Origin of the sequence: Kitasatospora sp. NPDC059973, from assembly GCF_042737525.1 — a bacterium.
In the GTDB taxonomy this organism is placed as follows: domain Bacteria; phylum Actinomycetota; class Actinomycetes; order Streptomycetales; family Streptomycetaceae; genus Kitasatospora.
On the sequence record NZ_JBHWUI010000164.1, the window covers coordinates 1 to 18,223 of the forward strand.

General features: G+C 73.3%; 14 protein-coding genes. 5 read left to right on the top strand and 9 right to left on the bottom strand.

The features are described from left to right. Positions 1 to 45 precede the first annotated feature (45 nt). From ACFWA9_RS31760 to ACFWA9_RS31795, 8 genes are all read right to left on the bottom strand, one after another. Positions 46 to 897: a fumarylacetoacetate hydrolase family protein gene (locus ACFWA9_RS31760; protein ID WP_352289334.1), complete on the bottom strand. Its 852-nt coding sequence runs from the start codon at positions 895 to 897 to the stop codon at positions 46 to 48. A 332-nt stretch (positions 898 to 1,229) separates the two neighbouring features. Continuing rightward, positions 1,230 to 2,489, bottom strand: coding sequence for a serine/threonine-protein kinase (locus tag ACFWA9_RS31765; protein WP_380391695.1), 1,260 nt, complete (start codon positions 2,487 to 2,489; stop codon positions 1,230 to 1,232). Between the two features lie 93 nt (positions 2,490 to 2,582). After that, the gene (locus ACFWA9_RS31770; protein ID WP_380391698.1) at positions 2,583 to 3,572 is read right to left on the bottom strand and encodes an ABC transporter substrate-binding protein; all 990 of its coding nucleotides are present in this window, start codon (positions 3,570 to 3,572) and stop codon (positions 2,583 to 2,585) included. A gap of 73 nt (positions 3,573 to 3,645) precedes the next feature. After that, positions 3,646 to 4,398, bottom strand: a complete 753-nt coding sequence (locus ACFWA9_RS31775; RefSeq protein WP_359803317.1) for an amino acid ABC transporter ATP-binding protein — start codon at positions 4,396 to 4,398, stop codon at positions 3,646 to 3,648. A gap of 20 nt (positions 4,399 to 4,418) precedes the next feature. Continuing rightward, positions 4,419 to 5,435 carry an amino acid ABC transporter permease gene (locus tag ACFWA9_RS31780; protein WP_352289325.1) on the bottom strand — a complete coding sequence of 339 codons (1,017 nt, stop codon included), beginning with the start codon at positions 5,433 to 5,435 and terminating at the stop codon, positions 4,419 to 4,421. Positions 5,436 to 5,475: 40 nt separating this feature from the next. Further along, entirely contained in the window at positions 5,476 to 6,426 is a 951-nt protein-coding gene (locus tag ACFWA9_RS31785; RefSeq protein WP_352289322.1) for an ABC transporter substrate-binding protein, read from the bottom strand. Then, complete coding sequence (locus ACFWA9_RS31790) at positions 6,423 to 6,983, bottom strand: GNAT family N-acetyltransferase (protein ID WP_352289319.1); 561 nt, start codon at positions 6,981 to 6,983, stop codon at positions 6,423 to 6,425. The genes ACFWA9_RS31785 and ACFWA9_RS31790 overlap by 4 nt, the downstream gene beginning before the upstream one ends. Continuing rightward, complete coding sequence (locus ACFWA9_RS31795; RefSeq protein WP_352289317.1) at positions 6,980 to 8,146, bottom strand: LLM class flavin-dependent oxidoreductase; 1,167 nt, start codon at positions 8,144 to 8,146, stop codon at positions 6,980 to 6,982. Before ACFWA9_RS31795 ends, ACFWA9_RS31790 begins: the two co-directional genes overlap by 4 nt. 740 nt (positions 8,147 to 8,886) lie before the next feature. Here ACFWA9_RS31795 and ACFWA9_RS31800 point away from each other — a divergent pair. The 3 genes from ACFWA9_RS31800 (at position 8,887) to ACFWA9_RS31810 (ending at position 14,661) form a co-directional block, all read left to right on the top strand. After that, positions 8,887 to 9,927, top strand: a complete 1,041-nt coding sequence (locus ACFWA9_RS31800) for an amino acid ABC transporter permease (protein WP_380391703.1) — start codon at positions 8,887 to 8,889, stop codon at positions 9,925 to 9,927. Beyond that, entirely contained in the window at positions 9,924 to 11,954 is a 2,031-nt protein-coding gene (locus tag ACFWA9_RS31805; protein ID WP_380391706.1) for an FAD/NAD(P)-binding protein, read from the top strand. Before ACFWA9_RS31800 ends, ACFWA9_RS31805 begins: the two co-directional genes overlap by 4 nt. 421 nt (positions 11,955 to 12,375) lie before the next feature. After that, on the top strand, positions 12,376 to 14,661 hold the full coding sequence (locus ACFWA9_RS31810) for an FdhF/YdeP family oxidoreductase (RefSeq protein ID WP_380391709.1): 2,286 nt from the start codon (positions 12,376 to 12,378) through the stop codon (positions 14,659 to 14,661). A 74-nt stretch (positions 14,662 to 14,735) separates the two neighbouring features. On the opposite strand, the gene ACFWA9_RS31815 is transcribed toward ACFWA9_RS31810, so the two are convergent. Beyond that, positions 14,736 to 16,373 (bottom strand): NlpC/P60 family protein, encoded by a 1,638-nt coding sequence (locus ACFWA9_RS31815; RefSeq protein WP_352289305.1) that lies wholly within the window; start codon positions 16,371 to 16,373, stop codon positions 14,736 to 14,738. 336 nt (positions 16,374 to 16,709) lie between these two features. Between ACFWA9_RS31815 and ACFWA9_RS31820 the strand changes: the two genes are divergently transcribed. Together ACFWA9_RS31820 and ACFWA9_RS31825 are read left to right on the top strand one after the other, a co-directional pair. Then, entirely contained in the window at positions 16,710 to 17,894 is a 1,185-nt protein-coding gene (locus tag ACFWA9_RS31820) for an inorganic phosphate transporter (protein ID WP_352289302.1), read from the top strand. Between the two features lie 26 nt (positions 17,895 to 17,920). Then, complete coding sequence (locus tag ACFWA9_RS31825; RefSeq protein ID WP_329489580.1) at positions 17,921 to 18,175, top strand: hypothetical protein; 255 nt, start codon at positions 17,921 to 17,923, stop codon at positions 18,173 to 18,175. Positions 18,176 to 18,223 lie beyond the last annotated feature (48 nt).

Here is an 18,223-nt window from a genome sequence, read left to right on the forward strand (position 1 = left end):
GACCCCGACCCCCGTGCCCGGGGTCGGGGTCGGGCCGCCCGGACGTCAGGCCTTGCCGAGCACCTGACGCTGGCGGCCCAGCCCGTCGATCTCGATCTCCACGACGTCCCCGGCGGTCAGGAACGGGGTGCCCGGGTGGCCCAGGGTGACGCCGGCCGGAGTGCCGGTGACGATCACGTCGCCCGGCTCCAGCACCATGAACTGGCTGACGTACCGGACGATCTCCAGCACCGGGAAGATCATCTCGGCGGTGGAGCCGTCCTGCCGCAGCCCGCCGTTGACCCAGAGGCGCAGCCGCAGCCGCTGCGGGTCGGCGACCTCGTCCGCGGTGACCAGCCAGGGGCCGAGCGGCGTGAAGGTCTCCGCCGACTTGCCCTTGTCCCACTGGCCGCCGCGCTCCAGCTGGAAGGCCCGCTCGGTGACGTCGTTGGCGATCGTGTAGCCCGCGATCGCCTCCGCCGCCTCCCGGTGGCCGGCCAGGTACCGGGCGGTGCGGCCGATCACGATCGCCAGTTCGGCCTCGTAGTCGGTCTTCTCGCCGCCCCGGGGCACCAGCACCTCGTCGTACGGGCCGACCACGGTGTTGCTCGGCTTGAGGAAGATCACCGGCTCGTCCGGGATCGCCGCGCCGGCCTCGGCGGCGTGGTCCCGGTAGTTGAGCCCGATCCCGACCACCTTGCCCGGCCGGGTGACCGGAGCGCCGACCCGCTGCCCGGCGACGTCGGCCACCGGCAGCAGGCCGGCGGCCGCGTCGCGGGCCAGCGCGGCCGGATCGAGCCCGGCCAGGAAGGCGCCGTCGATGTCCCGGGCGCGCCCGGAGAGGTCGTACGCGGTGCCGTCGTGGCCCAGCGCGATCGGACGCTCGGCGCCCGGTGGTCCGACACGGAGGAGCTTCATCTGAGCCTCACCACCACTTTCGTCTCAGCTCGCCGGTACGGCCGCACACACCGCACCGAACTCTTGTTGCGAGGTATATCAACGGCCGCCGCCTGCGAACCAGACAGTCCAGCTCGGCGAATTCCTATCAATTCCCACAACCCGGAGCAGCACCGAATCAGGTGCCCGTACGGTTGACAGCCCCCGGCCCGGGCGACGGCCACCGGTCGGGCCGGTCGGCACGGGGCTCCACCACAGGGCTCCACCGTGGGCGGACGGGCCTCCGCCCGGGGTGAGCGCGCGAGTGGGCGGGCCGTCGCCGGTGGGTCGTCGGGCGACCGCCGGGGCGGGCGTCAGCTCTGCGCGGGGCCTCCGAGGAGCTGGTCCAGGGGTTGTGCCCGGGCCGGGCCGGGGCCGGCCTCGTCGCGCTCCCGCTCCCAGCGGTCGAGGTCGCGCAGGACGTCCGCGTGCGCCCTCGGCTCGCCGGACAGGGCCGGGGCCAGCTCGCGCAGCAGCGCGGCGGCGGCGCCCGGGCTGCCGGCGCGGGCCAGCCAGAGGGCGAGGTCGTGACAGGTGCGCAGGGTGCGGAGGTCGGCCGGGCCGAAGCTGCGGGCGAACCGCGGGATCAGCTCGGTCAGCATCCGCACGGCCTCCTCGGGCCGGCCCTCCACGCCGTACTCCCAGGCCCGGTCGGCCCGCTGCCGCAGCGCCTCGGGCAGCTCGGGCGGCGGGGCCGGGGCGGCCGGGGTGCTCCGGCCGACCGGGGTGCTCTGCCCGACCGGGGTGCTCTGCCCGACCGGGATCTCGCGCAGTCGGCGGCGCACCTCGGCGGCGTCGGCGGGCCGGTCGGCCGGGTCCTTGGCGAGCAGCCGGCCGATCAGGGCGGCGAGCGCCGGGTAGGGGGTGCGCACCGGCGGCGGCGGGTCGTTGAGGTGCTGGTACATCATGGTGACCGGCGATCCGGCGTTGAACGGGCGCTGTCCGGTGCAGAGTTCGAAGAGCACCACGCCGAGCGCGTAGAGGTCGGCCCGGCCGTCGATGGCGCCGCCGGCCCAGCACTCGGGAGCCAGGTACGGCGGGGTGCCGATGACCACACCGGTCGACGTGAGCCCGGTGCCCGACTGGGTGAGCAGCCGGGCGATGCCGAAGTCCAGCACCTTGGCCTCGCCGCTCTCGGCGATCATGATGTTCTCCGGCTTGATGTCCCGGTGCACCACGCCCGAGCGGTGGGCGGCGTCCAGCGCCTTGCAGACCTGCCGGGCCCACTTCAGCGCGAGCGCCGGGTCGGGCGTGCCCTCCTTGAGCACCGCGGACAGCGGGCGGCCGCGGACCAGCTCCATCACCAGGTAGTGGGTGGACCAGGCACCCTGCTGGACCCGGCCGTAGTCGTGCAACGTGACGATGTGCGGATTGGACAGGCTGCCGGCGGTCTTGGCCTCGCGGACGAACCGCGCGACCGCCTCCTCGTCGCTCGCCTTCTCCTCGGAGAGGACCTTGACCGCGACCGCCCGCCCGATGTTGTCGTCGTGGGCCGCCCAGACCACCCCGAAGCCGCCCCGGCCGAGCGTCCGGTCCAGCCGGTAGCGGCCGTCCAGAACCTCCCCAGCCCTCATGTCTCCCCCAACCCCCGGGTGCACCGGATACGAACAGCGTCCACCGTGACCGGGGCCACCATAGCGTCGGGGGAGGACATGGGGGTGAACGGGCTACGGCTTGGGCTTGGGCAGGCCGGGCGGGTTGATCTCGGAGGTCTGGACGGCCTCGCCGTCGAGCCCCCAGCGCTTCAGCGCCTGGCCGTAGGTGCCGTTCTTGATGATCTCGTTGATCGCCCCGTTCAGTGCCTGGACCAGCCCGTTGTCCTTCTTGGTGGTCGCCGCGATCTTCCCCAGGACGTCCGCGCCGCCGCCGGAGTAGGTGCCGACCACCTCGGTCTGACCGGTCTGCACGGCGTGGAAGGCCAAGCTCGGGTTGGGGCCGACGTAGGCGTCGATCCGGCCGGAGGAGAGCGCCAGGTAGTAGTCGGAAGAGCTCTGGAAGTACTTGATGTCGGCCGGCTTGAGGCCGTTCTTCACGTTCTCCTCGTTCCAGGAGATCAGCAGCTTCTCCTGGTTGGTGCCGGAGGAGACTGCGATCGTCTTGCCGGCCACGTCCTTGGGACCGGTGACCTTCCAGCCGGTGCCCTTCTTGGCCTCGAAGCCGAGGATGTCCAGCCGGTAGGTGGCGAAGTCGTACTTCTCCTTGCGGGCCTCGGTGACGGTGATGTTGGTCATGCCGACGTCGAACTTGCCGCTGTCCAGGCCCACGAAGACGTTCTCCCAGGAGACCGGGTTGAACTCGACCTTCAGGCCGAGGACGTCGCCGACCAGCGAGGCGAGGTCGGGCTCGACCCCGATGATGGTCTTGTCGTCGTTCGCGTAGAAGTCCAGCGGCGGCGTGGTACCAAGCGAGTTGGCGACCGTCAGCGTCCCTCTCTTTCTGACCTCCTCCGGAACCAGCGCCGCGATGGCGTCCACCTTCGCCGTCGTGATGCGGTTCTGATTTGGCGTCAGGTTCACCGTGGTGCCGTTGGGCGCGGTACTGCCCTTCGCGGGGGCGAGCTCTGCGGCGGCGTCCGTGGAACTGCCGCAGGCGGCGAGCGTGAGGGTGGCGGCGAGCGCGGCGGCGGCGGTCACGAGGGCGCGACGGGGTAGGGACATGGCGGAACTCCTGATGGCTGGAAGAGGGTCGGGGAGCGGGAGGGGGTCGGCGAGGGGAGGTCGGCGAGGGGGGTCAGAGGACCTTGGCGAGGAAGGCGCGGGTGCGCTCGTGCTGCGGATCGTCCAGGACGGCCTTCGGCGGGCCCTGCTCGACGACCACCCCGCCGTCCATGAAGACCACGGTGTCGGCGACCTCGCGGGCGAAGCCGATCTCGTGGGTCACCACGATCATGGTGGTGCCGGCCCGGGCGAGGTCCTTGATGACGTCCAGCACCTCGCCCACCAGCTCCGGGTCGAGCGCCGAGGTCGGCTCGTCGAAGAGCAGCACCTTCGGCTCCAGCGCCAGCGCCCGGGCGATCGCCACCCGCTGCTGCTGGCCGCCGGAGAGCTGGCGCGGGTAGGCGTCCGCCTTGTCGGCGAGGCCGACCCGCTCCAGCAGCGCCAACGCTGCCGCCCGGGCCTCGGCCTTGGGCCGGCGCAGCGCGCTGACCGGGGCCTCGATGATGTTCTCCACCACCGTGAGGTGCGGGAACAGGTTGAAGTTCTGGAACACGAAGCCGATGTTGGTGCGCTGGCGCAGGACGTCGCGCTCCCTGAGCTCGTGCAGCCGGTCGCCGGAGCGGCGGTAGCCGATCAGCTCGCCGTCGATCGCGACGAAGCCGCGGTCCAGCTTCTCCAGGTGGTTGATCGAGCGCAGCAGCGTCGACTTGCCGGAGCCGGAGGGGCCGAGCACCACCGTCACCGAGCCGGCCGGCACGTCGAGGTCGACGCCGCGCAGCACGGCGAGCGGGCCGAAGCTCTTGTGCAGGCCCCTGACCTGCACCATGGGTTCCACGACGGGGGTGGTCACGAGCGTCCTCCGGTAGCGGTCTCGACGGGGGTGCGGTCGGCCCGCAGGCCCTGGACGAAGGCCCGGGCCCGCTGCAGCGGGGTGGGCGGCGGGGTGCGTTCGGCGCCCCGGGCGAAGTAGCGCTCGACGTAGTACTGGCCGAGCGACAGCACCGTGGTCAGCAGCACGTACCAGACGGTGGCCACCATCAGCAGCGGCACCACCCGGCCGGTGCGGCCGTAGACGACCTGCACCTGGTAGAAGAGCTCGCCGATGGCCATCACGTAGACCACCGAGGTGCCCTTGAACAGCGAGATCACCTCGTTGGCGGCGGCCGGCAGGATGCCGCGCATGGCCTGCGGCAGCACGATCCGCCAGGCCTGGCGCCAGCGCGGCACGCCCAGCGCGGCGGCGGCCTCGCGCTGCCCGCCGTCGACCGCGATGATGCCGCCGCGGATGATCTCCGCGGCGAACGCGGCCTGGTGCAAGCCCAGCCCCAGCACGGCGGCGCCGAGCGCGCCCAGCACCCCCATCGTCTCGAACTCGGCGAAGGTCGGGCCGAACGGGATCCCGATGCCGAACCGCTTGTAGAGGTAGGAGAGGTTGAACCAGAAGACCAGCTGCACGATCAGCGGGATGGAGCGGAACGCCCAGACGTAGGCCCAGGCGATGGACTGCAGGATCGCGCTGCGCGACAGCCGCATCGCCGCCACCACCGCACCCAGCAGGAAGCCCAGCAGCGTTCCGTAGAAGGTGAGTTCGATGGTGCGGCCGACGGCGCGCAGGATGGTGTCGGCGGAGAAGTAGACCCGGAAGGTCGCCCAGTCCCAGCCGGGGTTGGTGGCCAGCCCGTGGGCGAACTGGAGCAGGACGACGACGGCGGCGAGGCCGGCCGCCCAGCGCCACGGGTGGCGGGCCCGGACGGTCCGCAGACCGGCCAGCTCGCCGAGGTCGACGCGCCCGGCCGGGGCGGCCGGCGCCTTGGTGGCGGTTCTTCCGGCCGGCGGACCGGCCTCGGTGGTGGTGATGCTCATGGGGGGATTCCTCCAACAGGCCCGGGGCCCGGACAGGGGGTCACACGTGCTCGGGCGGGCTGATCTGGGATTCCTTGATCGCCGAATCGACGACTCCCCACTTCTTGACGATCTTGTCGTACGTCCCGTCCTTGATCAGCTGGTTGACCGCCGCCTGGAAGGCCGGGGTGAGCGGGGAGCCCTTCTTGAACGCGAAGCCGACGTCCAGCCGGTGGAACTCGCCGAGGAACTTCGTCCCCGACGCCTCCTGGGACGCCTGGTAGCGCAGGCCGTTGATGGTCGACATCACGACGTCGATCCGCCCCTGCTGGAGGCCGGTCAGCGTGGCGCCGTTGTCACTGAACGCCTTCACCTCGAAGGGCTTCTTGCCGGCGTCGGCGCAGACGTTCTTCTTGGCGTTCAGCGTGGTCTCGAAGGTGGTGCCGGCGCCGGTGCCGATGACCAGCCCGCAGAGCTGCGCGAGGTCGGTGACCGGCTGGACGCTGGTGTTGTCCTTCTTGACCGCGAAGCCCTGGCCGTCGTCGATGTAGGTGACGAAGTCGATGGTCTTCAACCGGACGGCGGTGACCCCGAAGTTGCCGGTGCCGACGTCGTACTTGCCGCTGCCCAGCGCGGGCAGGATGGTCTCGAAGGCGGCCTCCTCGCGCTCCACGGTCAGGCCGAGCACCTTGGCCACCGCGTCGGTGAAGTCGATGTCCACCCCGGCCGCCTTCTTGGTGGCCTGGTCGGCGTAGAAGGCGGCGGGCGGCGAGGCGATCGCCGAGCCGAACTTCACCGTCCCGGCCTTGCGGACGTCCTCGGGCAGCAGGGCGGCCGCCGCGTCCGACTTGGCGACGCCGGAGACGAGGTCCTGCGCGGCGGCGTCGACCGCCGCCTGGCCGGCGCCCGGCTGGGCGGCGGTCTTCGGGTCCGAACCGCACGCGGCCAGGGCCAGGACCGGCAGCAGGGCGGTGGCCGCGAGCAGGCGGCGGCGGACGGTGGTGGTTCTCACGGGAGTTGGGCGCCTTTCGGGGTCGGTGCGTGATGGGGTCGCGCGGGGGCCTCGGCCCGCTCGCCGTCGGTGCGGGCCGGCAGGGACTTCTCGAACGCCAGCGGGCCGATCTCCAGCGGATCGGCGTCGACGTCGAACAGCGGGGTGTAGCCGGTCGCCAGGTAGAGCCCCCTGGCCTCGGGCTGGCGCGGGCCGGTGGTGAGGAAGATCCGGGTGTAGCCGACCGCCCGCGCGGCCCGCTCCAGCTCGGCCAGCACCCGGCTGGCCAGCCCCCGGCGGCGGTGCGCGGAATGCGTCCACATCCGCTTCACCTCGGCGGTCCGTTCGTCGTACCGCTTGTACGCACCGCCGGCCACCGGCTCGCCGTCCTCCAGCAGGAGCAGCAGTACGCCGGCCGGCTCCGCGAAGGCGTCCTTCGGGTACCGGCTCATCTCCTCCCGGGCATCCGGCCCGTAGCGGGTGACGTACTCGTGGGTGAGCTCCCGCAGCAGCGGCTCGACCAGGGGGTCGTCGATCGTCACCCGGCGGACCTCGGTCGCCAGGCTGGTGCCGCTCACGCCTGGACCGCGATCAGCTGGTGGCGGTCGCGCTCGGCCCGGGCCTCCCGCTCGGCCGCCCCGGCCGCCTTCGCGGCGTCCCGCCGGGCGACCTCCTCGCGCACCAGCGGGATGACGTACCGGCCGAAGTCGATCGCGTCGTCGAGCAGCGCGTAGCCGCGCGCGGAGAGGATGTCCACGCCGAGGTCGTAGTAGTCGAGCAGCGCCTGCGCGACCGTCTCCGGCGTGCCGACCAGGGCGTTGGAGTTGCCGGCCCCGCCGGTGGCGGCCGCGGTCGGGGTCCAGAGCGCGCGGTCGTAGCGCTCGCCGGCCGCGGCGATCTCCAGCAGCCGCTGCGACCCGGTGTTCTCCGGGGTCCGGGCCGCGGCCGCACCGCGCCGGACCAGCTCGCCGGACTCCTTGCGGGCCCGGATCGCGTCCACCGTCCGGTACGCCTTCTCCCAGGCCAGTTCCTCGGTCGGCGCGATGATCGGCCGGAAGGCGACCTGGATGCGCGGCACGTCCGTCCGGCCGGCGGCCCGCGCGGCCTCCTTGACCCGCTCGATCTGCTCGGCGGTCCGGGCCAGCGGTTCGCCCCAGAGGCAGTAGATGTCCGCCTCCGCCCCGCCGGCCGCGTAGGCGGCCTCCGAGGAGCCGCCGAAGGAGACGCCCGGGCGCGGGGCCTGGACGGGGAAGACGTCCGAGACGAAGTCGTTGAAGCGGTAGTACTCGCCCTCGTGGTCGAAGGCCTCCGTGCTGGTCCACGCCTTCTTGACGATCCCGATGTACTCACGGGTGCGGGCGTAGCGCTGGTCCTTGGTCAGGAAGTCGCCCTCCCGCTGCTGCTCGTGGTCGTTGCCGCCGGTGATGAAGTGGACGGTGAGCCGCCCGTCGCTGATCCGGTCCAGGGTGGCGAAGGTCTTCGCCGCGTAGGTCGGGTAGGAGACGTTCGGCCGGTGGGCCAGCAGGATCTGGAGCCGGTCGAGCCGGGCCGCGAGGAACGCCGCGGCCGCCGCCGGGTCGGGGGCGCCGGCGCCGTAGGCGAACAGCACGCGGTCCCAGCCGTTGTCCTCGTGGGCCCGGGCCAGCCGCAGGGTGTAGTCGCGGTCGAAGGCCGCCGTGGAGCGGGGGGTGGTCTCCGAACCATCACCGGTGGCGGCGATGCCGAGGAATTCGACGGGCATGGTGACTGACCTTTCGGGTCGTACGGAATCCGGCGGCTGCGGGTGGGCAGACCGGAACAGGCCGTGGCAGAGCCAGGCTTGGAGCGCGGAGCGAAGGAGGCCGGGCGGGGAGCGCGGAGCGAAGAGGGCCGAGCGGGAGGGCCGAGCGGAGCGCGCGGATCGACGGGCACGGGCACGTGACGGTGACGGCGACGGCGGAGCCGTCGACGTCGGCGGAAGGGCGACGGAGAACTGCCGGAGTGCAGTGGGGTACGGAAGGCTGAAGGCGGCAGCGTGCGCCTGAAACGGCCGTCCGTACGGGACTGGACGGCCTACCCGGCCCGCGACGGGGCACCGAGGGAGAGGTCTCCGCGAGGAGGGCCTCCGAGGGAGGAGGCTCCTAGGAGGACAGGGCCGGCTGGACGGCCCGCTGCCGGGTCAGCCGCGACACGCCGCGGACCACACCCGACCGAAGTCGATGTGGTCGCGGGTGACCAGGAGCTGCTCGGCGTACATGAGCACAAGTTGAGCAGTGAAGGATGCGCGGCGTCAACCACCGTCCATTACCGCTCTGTTGCGATCACTTGTCGCCGTGTGCCCCGGCGGCACCACCCTTGACAGCCCTCGTTCGCGCATGCGTACGATCAATGCGGAGAGCAGTGCGGAGCCGGTCGCGTTGAGGGACGCGAGCCGGCCCGACGGCCGTACGTGACCACCCCCGTACCTCCCGCCTGCCCGCAGCTTCCGCCTGGAGCCTCCTCATGGCCACCCCGCAGGACGTCCTTCCCGCGCCCTCCCTCACCGAGAACCCCGTGCCGGCTCCGGAGCCGCCCGCCGGCGCCGTCGTCGACCCCTCGGCCCGGCTCGTCGCCCGCCGCCGGCCCGGCCAGTGGGTCTCCGCCGCCGTCGCGCTGCTGCTGTTCGCGATGGCCCTCAGTTCGGTGATCCGCAACAAGGCCTTCCAATGGGACGTCGTCGCCGACTGGTTCACCGCCACCTCGGTCCTGAACGGCCTCACCCTGACCCTCTGGCTGACCGCCGTCACGCTCGGCCTCGGCTTCGTCCTCGGCACGGTGCTCGCCACCATGCGGCTCTCCACCAACCCGGTGCTGCGCACGCTGAGCTGGACGTACATCTGGATCTTCCGCTCCACCCCGGCGCTGGTGCAGCTGCTGCTCTTCTTCAACATCGGCGCGCTCTACCCGACGCTCGGCCTGGGCATCCCGTTCGGCCCGGAGTTCGTCACCGTCCGGACCGTCAACCTGTTCGGCCCCACCCTGACCGCAGTGGTCGGCCTGACCCTGCTGGAGGCCGCGTACGCCGCCGAGGTGGTGCGCGGCGGGATCCTCTCGGTCGACCGCGGCCAGCTGGAGGCCGCCTCGGCGCTCGGGCTGGGCCGGTGGCGGGTGCTGCGCCGGATCATCGTCCCGCAGGCGATGCGCTCGATCGTCCCCACCGCCGGGAACATGCTGATCAGCGCGCTCAAGGGCACCAGCATCATCAGCGTGCTGGCCGTCTCCGACCTGCTCTACTCGGTGCAGCTGGTCTACCTGCAGTCCTACCAGGTCATCCCGATGCTGATGGTCGCCACCATCTGGTACATCGTGATCACCACCGTGCTGTCCGTCGGCCAGTACTACGTCGAGCGGCACTACGCCAAGGGCGCCACCCGCGACGGCCTGCCGCCCACCCCGCTGCAGAAGGCCCGCGCGGCCTGGCGCCGGCTGCGCGCCGCCGCCGACGCCCCGGCCGGGGCCGACGCCGCGTCCGGCGCCAAGACCGCAGCCGGGGGGACGCGTTGACCACCCTGGTGATCGTCGGCGCCGGCCCGCGCGGCACCGGGCTGCTGGAGCGGATCGCCGCCAACGCGGCCGAACTCCTGCCCTCCGAGCGCCCGCTGGAGATCCACCTGGTCGACCCGCACCCGCCCGGCGCGGGCCGGATCTGGCGCTACGACCAGTCCCCGCTGCTCCGGATGAACTCGATGGCCGAGGACGTCACGATGTTCACCGACGAGCGGTCCACCATCGACGGACCGGTCCGCCCCGGGCCCTCGCTGGCCGAATGGGCCGCCCGGCAGACGGAGTTCGCGCCCTACCGGGAGGTCGAGGACCCGGCGGTCCGGGCCGAGCTGGGCACCCTGGCACCCACCGACTTCCCCACCCGCCGGGCCCAGAGCGCCTACCTGGACTGGGTGTTCCGCCGCGCCGTCGCCGACCTCCCGCCGCACATCACCGTCACCGTGCACCGGGACACCGTCCGCCGGGTCGAGGGCCCGGTGGACGGCCCGCAGCTGGTCCACCTCGGGGACCGGGTGCTCACCGCCGACCACGTCACCCTGACCCTCGGCCACCTCGACTCCGCCCCGCACCCCCGGTACGCCGCGGACGCCGGGTTCGCCGCCCGGCACGGCCGCTTCCACCTGCCGCCCGCCTTCTCCGCCGACGCCGACCTGAGCGGCATCGGCGCCGGCGAGCACGTCGTCCTGCGCGGCTTCGGGCTCGCCTTCGTCGACCTGGTCGCCCTGCTCACCGAAGGCCGGGGCGGCCGCTTCGAGGAGACGCCGGACGGCCCGGTCTACCGGCCCTCCGGCCGCGAGCCGGTGATCCACGTCGGCTCCCGGCGCGGGGTGCCCTACCACTCCAAGACCGGCTACCGGCTCCAGGGGCCGCCCGCCCCGCTCCCCCGCTACTTCGACGCGGCCGCCGTGGACGCCGTTCTCGCGCGCCCCGGACCGCTCGAACTGCGCCGCGACTTCTGGCCGTTGATGGCGAAGGACATCGGCTTCGGGCACTACCACGAACTGTTCCACGCCCACCCCGAACGCACCGCGCTCCCCTGGGCCGAGTTCCTCGCCGGCTACGACGCCCACGACTGGTACGCGCCCGAGCTCGCCCGGCTGATCGCCCGGGCCGTCCCCGACGAGGCCGACCGGCTGGACTTCGAACGGCTCGACTTCCCGCTGGCCGGCCTCGAACTCGGCTCCGCCGAGGAGCTCCAGCGCCATCTGCGCGGCTACATCGCCGAGGACGCCGACCGCCGCGCCGACCCGGCCCACAGCGCCGACCTCGGCGCCTTCCTCGCCCTGCTCTCGCTCTTCGGCCAACTGCCCCGCGTGCTGGCCTCCGGCCGGCTCACCGCCCGCTCGGTCGGCGAGGAGGTCGACGAGTGGTTCTTCGGCTACTTCAGCTACCTCGCCTCCGGCCCGCCCGGCTTCCGGCTGCGCCAGCTGCTCGCGCTCTCCGAGGCGGGCGTGGTCCGCTTCCTGGGCGCGGGCGTCCGGGTCGACCGGGACGAGGCGACCGGCACCTGGCGGGCGTCCGGCAGCACCGTGCCCGGGCACCGCGTCGAGGCCACCGCGCTGATCGAGGCGTACCTGCCCAAGCACGCGCTGGCCCGTACCCGGGACCCGGTCCTGCGGGACCTGCACCGCGCCGGGCGGATCGTGGAGGAGGTGGTCAGCGACGAGGAGCACACCCACCGCTCCGGGCTGCTCACCATCCGGCCCGGGGACAGCCGGGTCCTGGACCCGGCCCTGGACGGCGGGCCGCACCCGCGGCGCACCGCCCTCGGCCCGCACACCAGTCTGCGCGCGGCGGCCGCCTTCGCCCGGCCGCGCACCGACTCCCCGGGCTTCCGCCAGAACGACGCCGCCGCCCGGGCCATCCTGCGGGCCCTGGCGGCCGTCCCGGCGGCGGGCGGGCGGCCCACCGGGCGGCCCACCGCGCCGCTCGCGGCCCGCGTGGTCGGCCCGGGGCCCCGCCCGGCCGGCTCGGGGCCCGAGCAGCTCCTCGACCAGGTCCTCGGCGGTGACGTGGTCCGGAGCTGACACGATCCAGCCCCCGGTCGACGTGATGCCGGTCCCGCGCTCCAGCGCGGTCAGGCAGGCACCGGCCTCCTGGCCCGAGGCGACGTCCCGGGCCAGGAGGGCGCCGGATCGGCACCGCGGCCCCGGGCGGGGCACTCCTGGCCCGGCGGGCCGCCCGGGGCCCCGGCGCGCGGGCAGGCCCCGGCGCGCGGGCAGCGCCGGCCGCTGCTGGTAGGCAGGCCGACAGGGTCGTGCCGGGCCCGCGCGGTGGCCGGTCACCCGCGCCCCCGCCTCTCGAAGCGGCCGCACCCCGTCGACGCACCGTGCGGGGTCGGCCGGGACCGGTACCGGGATGGCCCGGACGACTCGAACGGGTGGAAGGATGGACGGCGGGCCACGCGACGGAGCGGCGGCCGGACGAGCACAGCCGAGGAGCGCAGTCATGGCCAAACCGGCCCCGCAGAGCGATCCCGCGCAGGACGCCCCCGTGGTGTCCGCGCCCCAGCACGCCGCGGCCGGACTGCCGGCGGTCGGCCACAGTCTCCGGATGGCCACCGAGCAGATGGGTGCCCGGCGCACCCTCGCCACCCTGCGCAAGGTCAACCAGCCGGACGGCTTCGACTGCCCCGGCTGCGCCTGGCCCGAGCCCGGGAAGACGCACACCGCCGAGTTCTGCGAGAACGGCGCGAAGGCCGTCGCCGAGGAGGCCACCGAGCGCCGGATCCGCGCCGAGTTCTTCGCCGCCCACCCGGTGGCCGAGCTGGCCGAACGCTCCGGCTACTGGCTCGGCCAGCAGGGCCGCCTCACCCAGCCGATGCTGCTGGACGAGGGCGCCACCCACTACACGCCGATCGCCTGGGACGACGCCTTCGCGCTGATCGCCGAGGAGCTGCGCGCCCTGGACACCCCGGACGGCGCGGCCTTCTACACCTCCGGCCGGACCAGCAACGAGGCCGCCTTCGCCTACCAGCTGTTCGCCCGCCGGCTGGGCACCAACAACCTGCCGGACTGCTCCAACATGTGCCACGAGTCCTCCGGCTCGGCGCTCACCGAGACGCTCGGCGTCGGCAAGGGCAGCGTCAGCCTCAAGGACCTCTACCAGGCCGACCTGATCATCGTGGCGGGCCAGAACCCGGGCACCAACCACCCGCGGATGCTCTCCGCCCTGGAGCGGGCCAAGCGCGCGGGTGCCACCGTCGTCAGCGTCAACCCGCTGCCCGAGGCCGGCCTCGAACGGTTCAAGAACCCGCAGAACGCCCGCGGCCTGGCCGGCCACGGCACCAAGCTGACCGACCTCTTCCTGCAGATCCGGCTCGGCGGCGACCTCGCCCTGTTCCGCGCGCTCAACCAGCTCGTCCTCGACGCGGACGGCGGCGTCGACGAGGAGTTCGTCGCGCGGCACTGCCACGGCTTCGAGGAGTTCGCCGCCGAGGCCCGGCAGACCCGGCGCGAGGAGGTGCTCGCCGCCACCGGCCTGCCGTGGGAGCAGATCGAGGAGCTGGGCCGCCTGGTGCTCTCCTCCCGGAAGATCATCGTCTGCTGGGCGATGGGCCTCACCCAGCACAAGCACGCCGTGCCGACCATCCGCGAGGTGGTCAACTTCCTGCTGCTGCGCGGCAACGTCGGCCGCCCGGGCGCCGGGGTCTGCCCGGTGCGCGGACACAGCAACGTCCAGGGCGACCGGACGATGGGCATCTTCGAGCGGCCCTCGGCGGCCTTCCTGGACGCGCTGGGCGGCGAGTTCGGCTTCGAGCCGCCGCGGGCGCACGGCTACGACTCGGTGGACACCATCCGCGCGATGCGCGACGGCCGGGTGAAGGTGTTCTTCGCGATGGGCGGCAACTTCGTCGCCGCCACCCCGGACACCGAGGTCACCGAGGCGGCGATGCGCCGCTGCCGGCTCACCGTGCACGTCTCCACCAAGCTCAACCGCTCCCACGTGGTGACCGGGGCCCGGGCGCTGATCCTGCCCACCCTCGGCCGCACCGACCGGGACGTCACCGCCAGTGGCGCGCAGTTCGTCAGCGTCGAGGACTCGATGGGCCAGGTGCACTCCTCGCGCGGCGGCCTGCGCCCGCCGGCGCCGGGGCTGCTCTCCGAGGTGGCGATCGTCTGCCGGCTGGCCCGCGCGGCGCTCGGCCCCCGGGACGACGTCCCGTGGGAGGACTTCGCCGACGACTACGACACCCTGCGGGACCGGATCGCCCGGGTGGTGCCGGGCTTCGACGGCTTCAACGACAAGGTCCGCCGGCCCGGCGGGTTCACCCTGCCGCACGGCCCGCGCGACTCCCGGACCTTCCCGACCGCGACCGGGCTGGCCAACTTCACGGTCAACCCGCTCACCGCGCCCGAGGTCCCGCCGGGCCGGCTGCTGCTGCAGACGCTCCGTTCGCACGACCAGTACAACACCACGATCTACGGCCTGGACGACCGCTACCGCGGCATCACCGGCGGCCGCCGGGTCGTGCTGGTCAACCCCGTCGACGCCGCCGAGCTGGGCCTGACCGAGGGCGGGTACGTCGATCTGGTCGGCGAGTGGAAGGACGGCGTGGAGCGGCGCGCCCCGCACTTCAAGGTGGTCCACTACCCGGTGGCCCGCGGCGGCGCGGCGGCGTACTACCCGGAGACCAACGTGCTGGTGCCGCTGGACTCCACCGCGGACATCAGCAACACCCCGACCTCCAAGGCCGTGCTGATCCGCTTCGAGCCGGACAGCGGCGCGAGCTGAACCGGCCGACGGCCCGGGGCTCCCCGGGCCGTCGGGCCGTCGGGCTCCCCGGGCCGTCGAGCCGTCGGGCCGAGCTAGTGCTGGCCCGCCGGCAGCGGGGTGGCCGAGGTGGAGCCCGGGGCCGAGGCGGTGGCCGAACCGGTACCGGTGCCGCTGGGCGAGCCCGCGGGAGTCCCGGCCGGCGTCCCGGTGGGGGTGCCCGTCGGGGTCCCGGTCGGCGTCCCCGTGGGCGTCCCGGTCGGCGTGCCCGTCGGGGTCCCGGTCGGCGTCCCCGTCGGAGTACCGGTGGGCGTGCCCGTCGGCGTCCCCGTGGGCGTCCCGGTCGGCGTGCCCGTCGGGGTGCCGGTCGGCGTCCCCGGGTCGGTCGGTGTGCCGGTGCCGGGCTGCGGGGTGCCGGGCGTCGGCGTCCCCGGGGTGGGCGTACCGGGCGCGGTCGGCGTGCCGGGCGCGGGGTTCGCCGCGTTCGGGTCGACCGGCACCTGGTTGGCCGGGCTCGGGGCGATCGGGGTGACGCTGTCCCAGCCCGCCGGGAGGTCCGGCACCTTCCAGGCGCCGCCCGCCTCGTCCGAGGCGGTCTCCGGGTCGGGGCGGACGGCACCGAGGATCGGCATCGAGCCGATCGGCGACACCTTGATCACGGCGCCCGGGCGGGGCGCCTGGACGACCAGCCCGCCGCCGATGTAGAGCGCGACATGGGTGGCGCCCTCGAAGTAGATGACCAGGTCACCGGGGCGCAGCTGGTTCAGCGCGACGTGCTGGAGCTGGGCCCACTGCTCCTGGCTGGTGCGCGGGATCGGCTTGCCGGCGTGCAGCCAGGCCTGCGAGGTGAGGCCGGAGCAGTCGAAGACGTCCGGGCCGGCGCCGCCCCACACGTAGGGCTTGTTGAGCTGCGCCAGTGCGTACGCGACGGCGGCGCGGCCGGCCAGCGACGGGGTGCGCTCGCCCTTGCCGAGGGCACCGGAGGCGAGGAAGGCCAGCTGGGCCTCGTCGGCCTTGGCCTTCTCCAGCTGCTCCAGCTCGGTGCGCTGGGCACCGGTGAGCGAGGAGACCAGCTGCTCGACGGCGGCCAGGTCGGTGGCGAGCTTGGCCTTGGCCGCGTCCTGCTGGGCGACCAGTGCCTGGGAGTTCTTCAGCGCCTCCTCGCTCTGCTTCTGCAGGCCGGTGAGCGCTTCGCGGTCGAGCTTGAGCCGGTCCAGGAACTCGGACTGCGAACGGCTCGCGGCGGAGAGCAGTTCGGCGATGGTGACGGCCTCGTACGGGTCCTGGGAGAGCAGCAGTTCGGCGTAGGCCGAGGTGGCGCCGTTGCGGTACTGGGCGGCGGCGAGCTGGGCGGCCACGTCGGTACCGGCGTCCACGAGCTTCTGCTGACGGTCCAGCCGGTCGCCCAGGTCGGTGACGGTGGCCTGCTGCTCGGCGACCTTGGTGACGGCGGCGTTGAACTGCTCGGTGGCGGCCTCCGCCCCCGTGTACAACTCGTGCAGCCGGTCGAGCAGCGGCCCGAGGGTGGCCTTGGCCTCCGCGAGCGGGTCCGCGCCGGGCACCGCGGCCGGGGCGGTGATGCCCGGGTTGCCCGGGTCCGGCGCCGCGTAGGCGGCCTGGGCGGCCAGCGGCAGCGCCAGCGCGGCGGCCGCCAGGACGGCTCCGCAGCGCAGGGCGGCCCGCACCCACGGTCGTGTTCCCGCTGTCTCCGTGCGCTGTGCGGCCCCGCCCATGGATTCGTTCCTCCCCGCCCCTGCCGATCCCCGGGATGCCCGGATCCTCGCCGATCCTGTCATGGGTCTCCCGGCAGAAACAGACCGCACCCGTACGGCCGGATGAATTCTTCGGTCGGTTGTGAGACAGGTCTCAGCAAACCGGAGCGAACCAGGACGTTCTGCGCCAATGCCCAGTTCAGCGGGCCCGGGGACACCTCCTGGCAAGGTCATGGCAACCCCTTGGACACGTCCGGAACCACGCGGCCCGTCTCAGTTCACCTTCCGTTCACCGAGGCTCCCTACCGTCGCGATCGACACCAACGTCAGTGCGACAACTACGACGATTGTTTGGGTATGGAACACATCTCGTTCCTGGTGGCCGTTGTGATCATCACGGCGCTCGCCTTCGACTTCACCAACGGGTTCCACGACACCGCCAACGCGATGGCCACCTCCATCGCCACCGGAGCCCTTCGACCCAAGGTCGCGGTCACCATCGCGGCCGTCCTCAACTTCGCCGGGGCGTTCCTCTCGGTGAAGGTCGCCACCACCATCTCCGGCGGCATCGTCAACGAGAAGGCCGGGATCCATCCGGAGATCATCTTCGCCGCACTGGTCGGCGCGATCCTCTGGAACCTGATCACCTGGCTGAGAGGCCTTCCGTCCAGTTCGTCGCACGCGCTCTACGGCGGCCTGATCGGCGCCACCGTGGTCGGCGTCGGTCTCAACGGCGTCAACTTCGACACCGTGGTCACCAAGATCCTCATCCCGGCGATCGCGTCCCCGCTGGTCGCGGGCCTGGCCTCGTGGGGCGCCACGAAGCTGGCGTACGCGATCACCCGCAAGAGCGACGGCGCCACCGTCACCAAGGGCTTCAAGACCGGCCAGGTGTTCTCCTCCTCGCTGATCTCGCTGGCCCACGGCACCAACGACGCCCAGAAGACGATGGGCATCATCACCCTGACCCTGGTCTCGGTCGGCGCCCTGCCGACCGGCGCGCTGCCCCCCACCTGGGTGATCGTCTCGGCCGGCGCGGCGATCGCGCTCGGCACCTACATGGGCGGCTGGCGGATCATCCGCTCGATGGGCAAGGGCCTGGCGGACATCCAGGCGCCGCAGGGCTTCGCCTCCGAGTCCGCCGCCGCGACCGTCATCCTGACCTCCTCGCACATGGGCTTCGGCCTCTCCACCACCCAGGTCTGCTCCGGCGGCATCATGGGCGCCGGCCTCGGCGGCCCGAAGGGCGAGCTGCGCTGGAGCCTGGTGCGCCGCATGGTCTACACCTGGGGCCTGACCCTGCCCGCCGCCGCCACGGTGGCCGGCCTCGCGGCCCTCGTGGTCGAGCAGGGCACCTGGGGCGTGGTCCTGGTGGGCGCCGTCCTGGTCGCCGGCTCGGGCGCGATGTGGCTGATCTCCCGCCGCCAGCCGGTCCACGCGGACAACGTCAACGAGGCCGGCGACATCACCCCGGTCGAGATCACCCCGACCGCCGCGGCCGGCACCCCCACCACTCCCGCCTCGACCACGGTCGCGGCCTGAGCGCCGACGGCTGAGGAGCACACACCATGCACATCAAGTGGAACGCCCTGGCCCAGACCGCCGGCTTCAGCTTCGGCATCACCGTCGCGGTGGTCACCGTCTTCGCGCTGGGCATCCTGGCCCTCTCCCGCCGTGAGGCCGCGCTGACCGCGCAGCGCTCGGCAGCCGGCTCCGACGCCCCGGCCGGCGGCGGCCGACTGGCCCTGGCCGGTGCCTACACCTGCTTCGCGGTCTGCGGCGCCGCCGTCCTCTACGGCCTGTCCCTGATCGCCGGCCACTGACGCACGGAGTACGGCGAAGGCCGGGGAGCGGTGGTCCGCTCCCCGGCC

Coding starts and splice junctions, on each gene's coding strand:
- ACFWA9_RS31760 (WP_352289334.1), bottom strand. CDS start 897: ATGAAGCTCCTCCGTGTCGGACCACCGGGCGCCGAGCGTCCGATCGCG.
- ACFWA9_RS31765 (WP_380391695.1), bottom strand. CDS start 2,489: ATGAGGGCTGGGGAGGTTCTGGACGGCCGCTACCGGCTGGACCGGACG.
- ACFWA9_RS31770 (WP_380391698.1), bottom strand. CDS start 3,572: ATGTCCCTACCCCGTCGCGCCCTCGTGACCGCCGCCGCCGCGCTCGCC.
- ACFWA9_RS31775 (WP_359803317.1), bottom strand. CDS start 4,398: ATGGTGCAGGTCAGGGGCCTGCACAAGAGCTTCGGCCCGCTCGCCGTG.
- ACFWA9_RS31780 (WP_352289325.1), bottom strand. CDS start 5,435: ATGAGCATCACCACCACCGAGGCCGGTCCGCCGGCCGGAAGAACCGCC.
- ACFWA9_RS31795 (WP_352289317.1), bottom strand. CDS start 8,146: ATGCCCGTCGAATTCCTCGGCATCGCCGCCACCGGTGATGGTTCGGAG.
- ACFWA9_RS31800 (WP_380391703.1), top strand. CDS start 8,887: ATGGCCACCCCGCAGGACGTCCTTCCCGCGCCCTCCCTCACCGAGAAC.
- ACFWA9_RS31810 (WP_380391709.1), top strand. CDS start 12,376: ATGGCCAAACCGGCCCCGCAGAGCGATCCCGCGCAGGACGCCCCCGTG.
- ACFWA9_RS31815 (WP_352289305.1), bottom strand. CDS start 16,373: ATGGGCGGGGCCGCACAGCGCACGGAGACAGCGGGAACACGACCGTGG.
- ACFWA9_RS31820 (WP_352289302.1), top strand. CDS start 16,710: ATGGAACACATCTCGTTCCTGGTGGCCGTTGTGATCATCACGGCGCTC.
- ACFWA9_RS31825 (WP_329489580.1), top strand. CDS start 17,921: ATGCACATCAAGTGGAACGCCCTGGCCCAGACCGCCGGCTTCAGCTTC.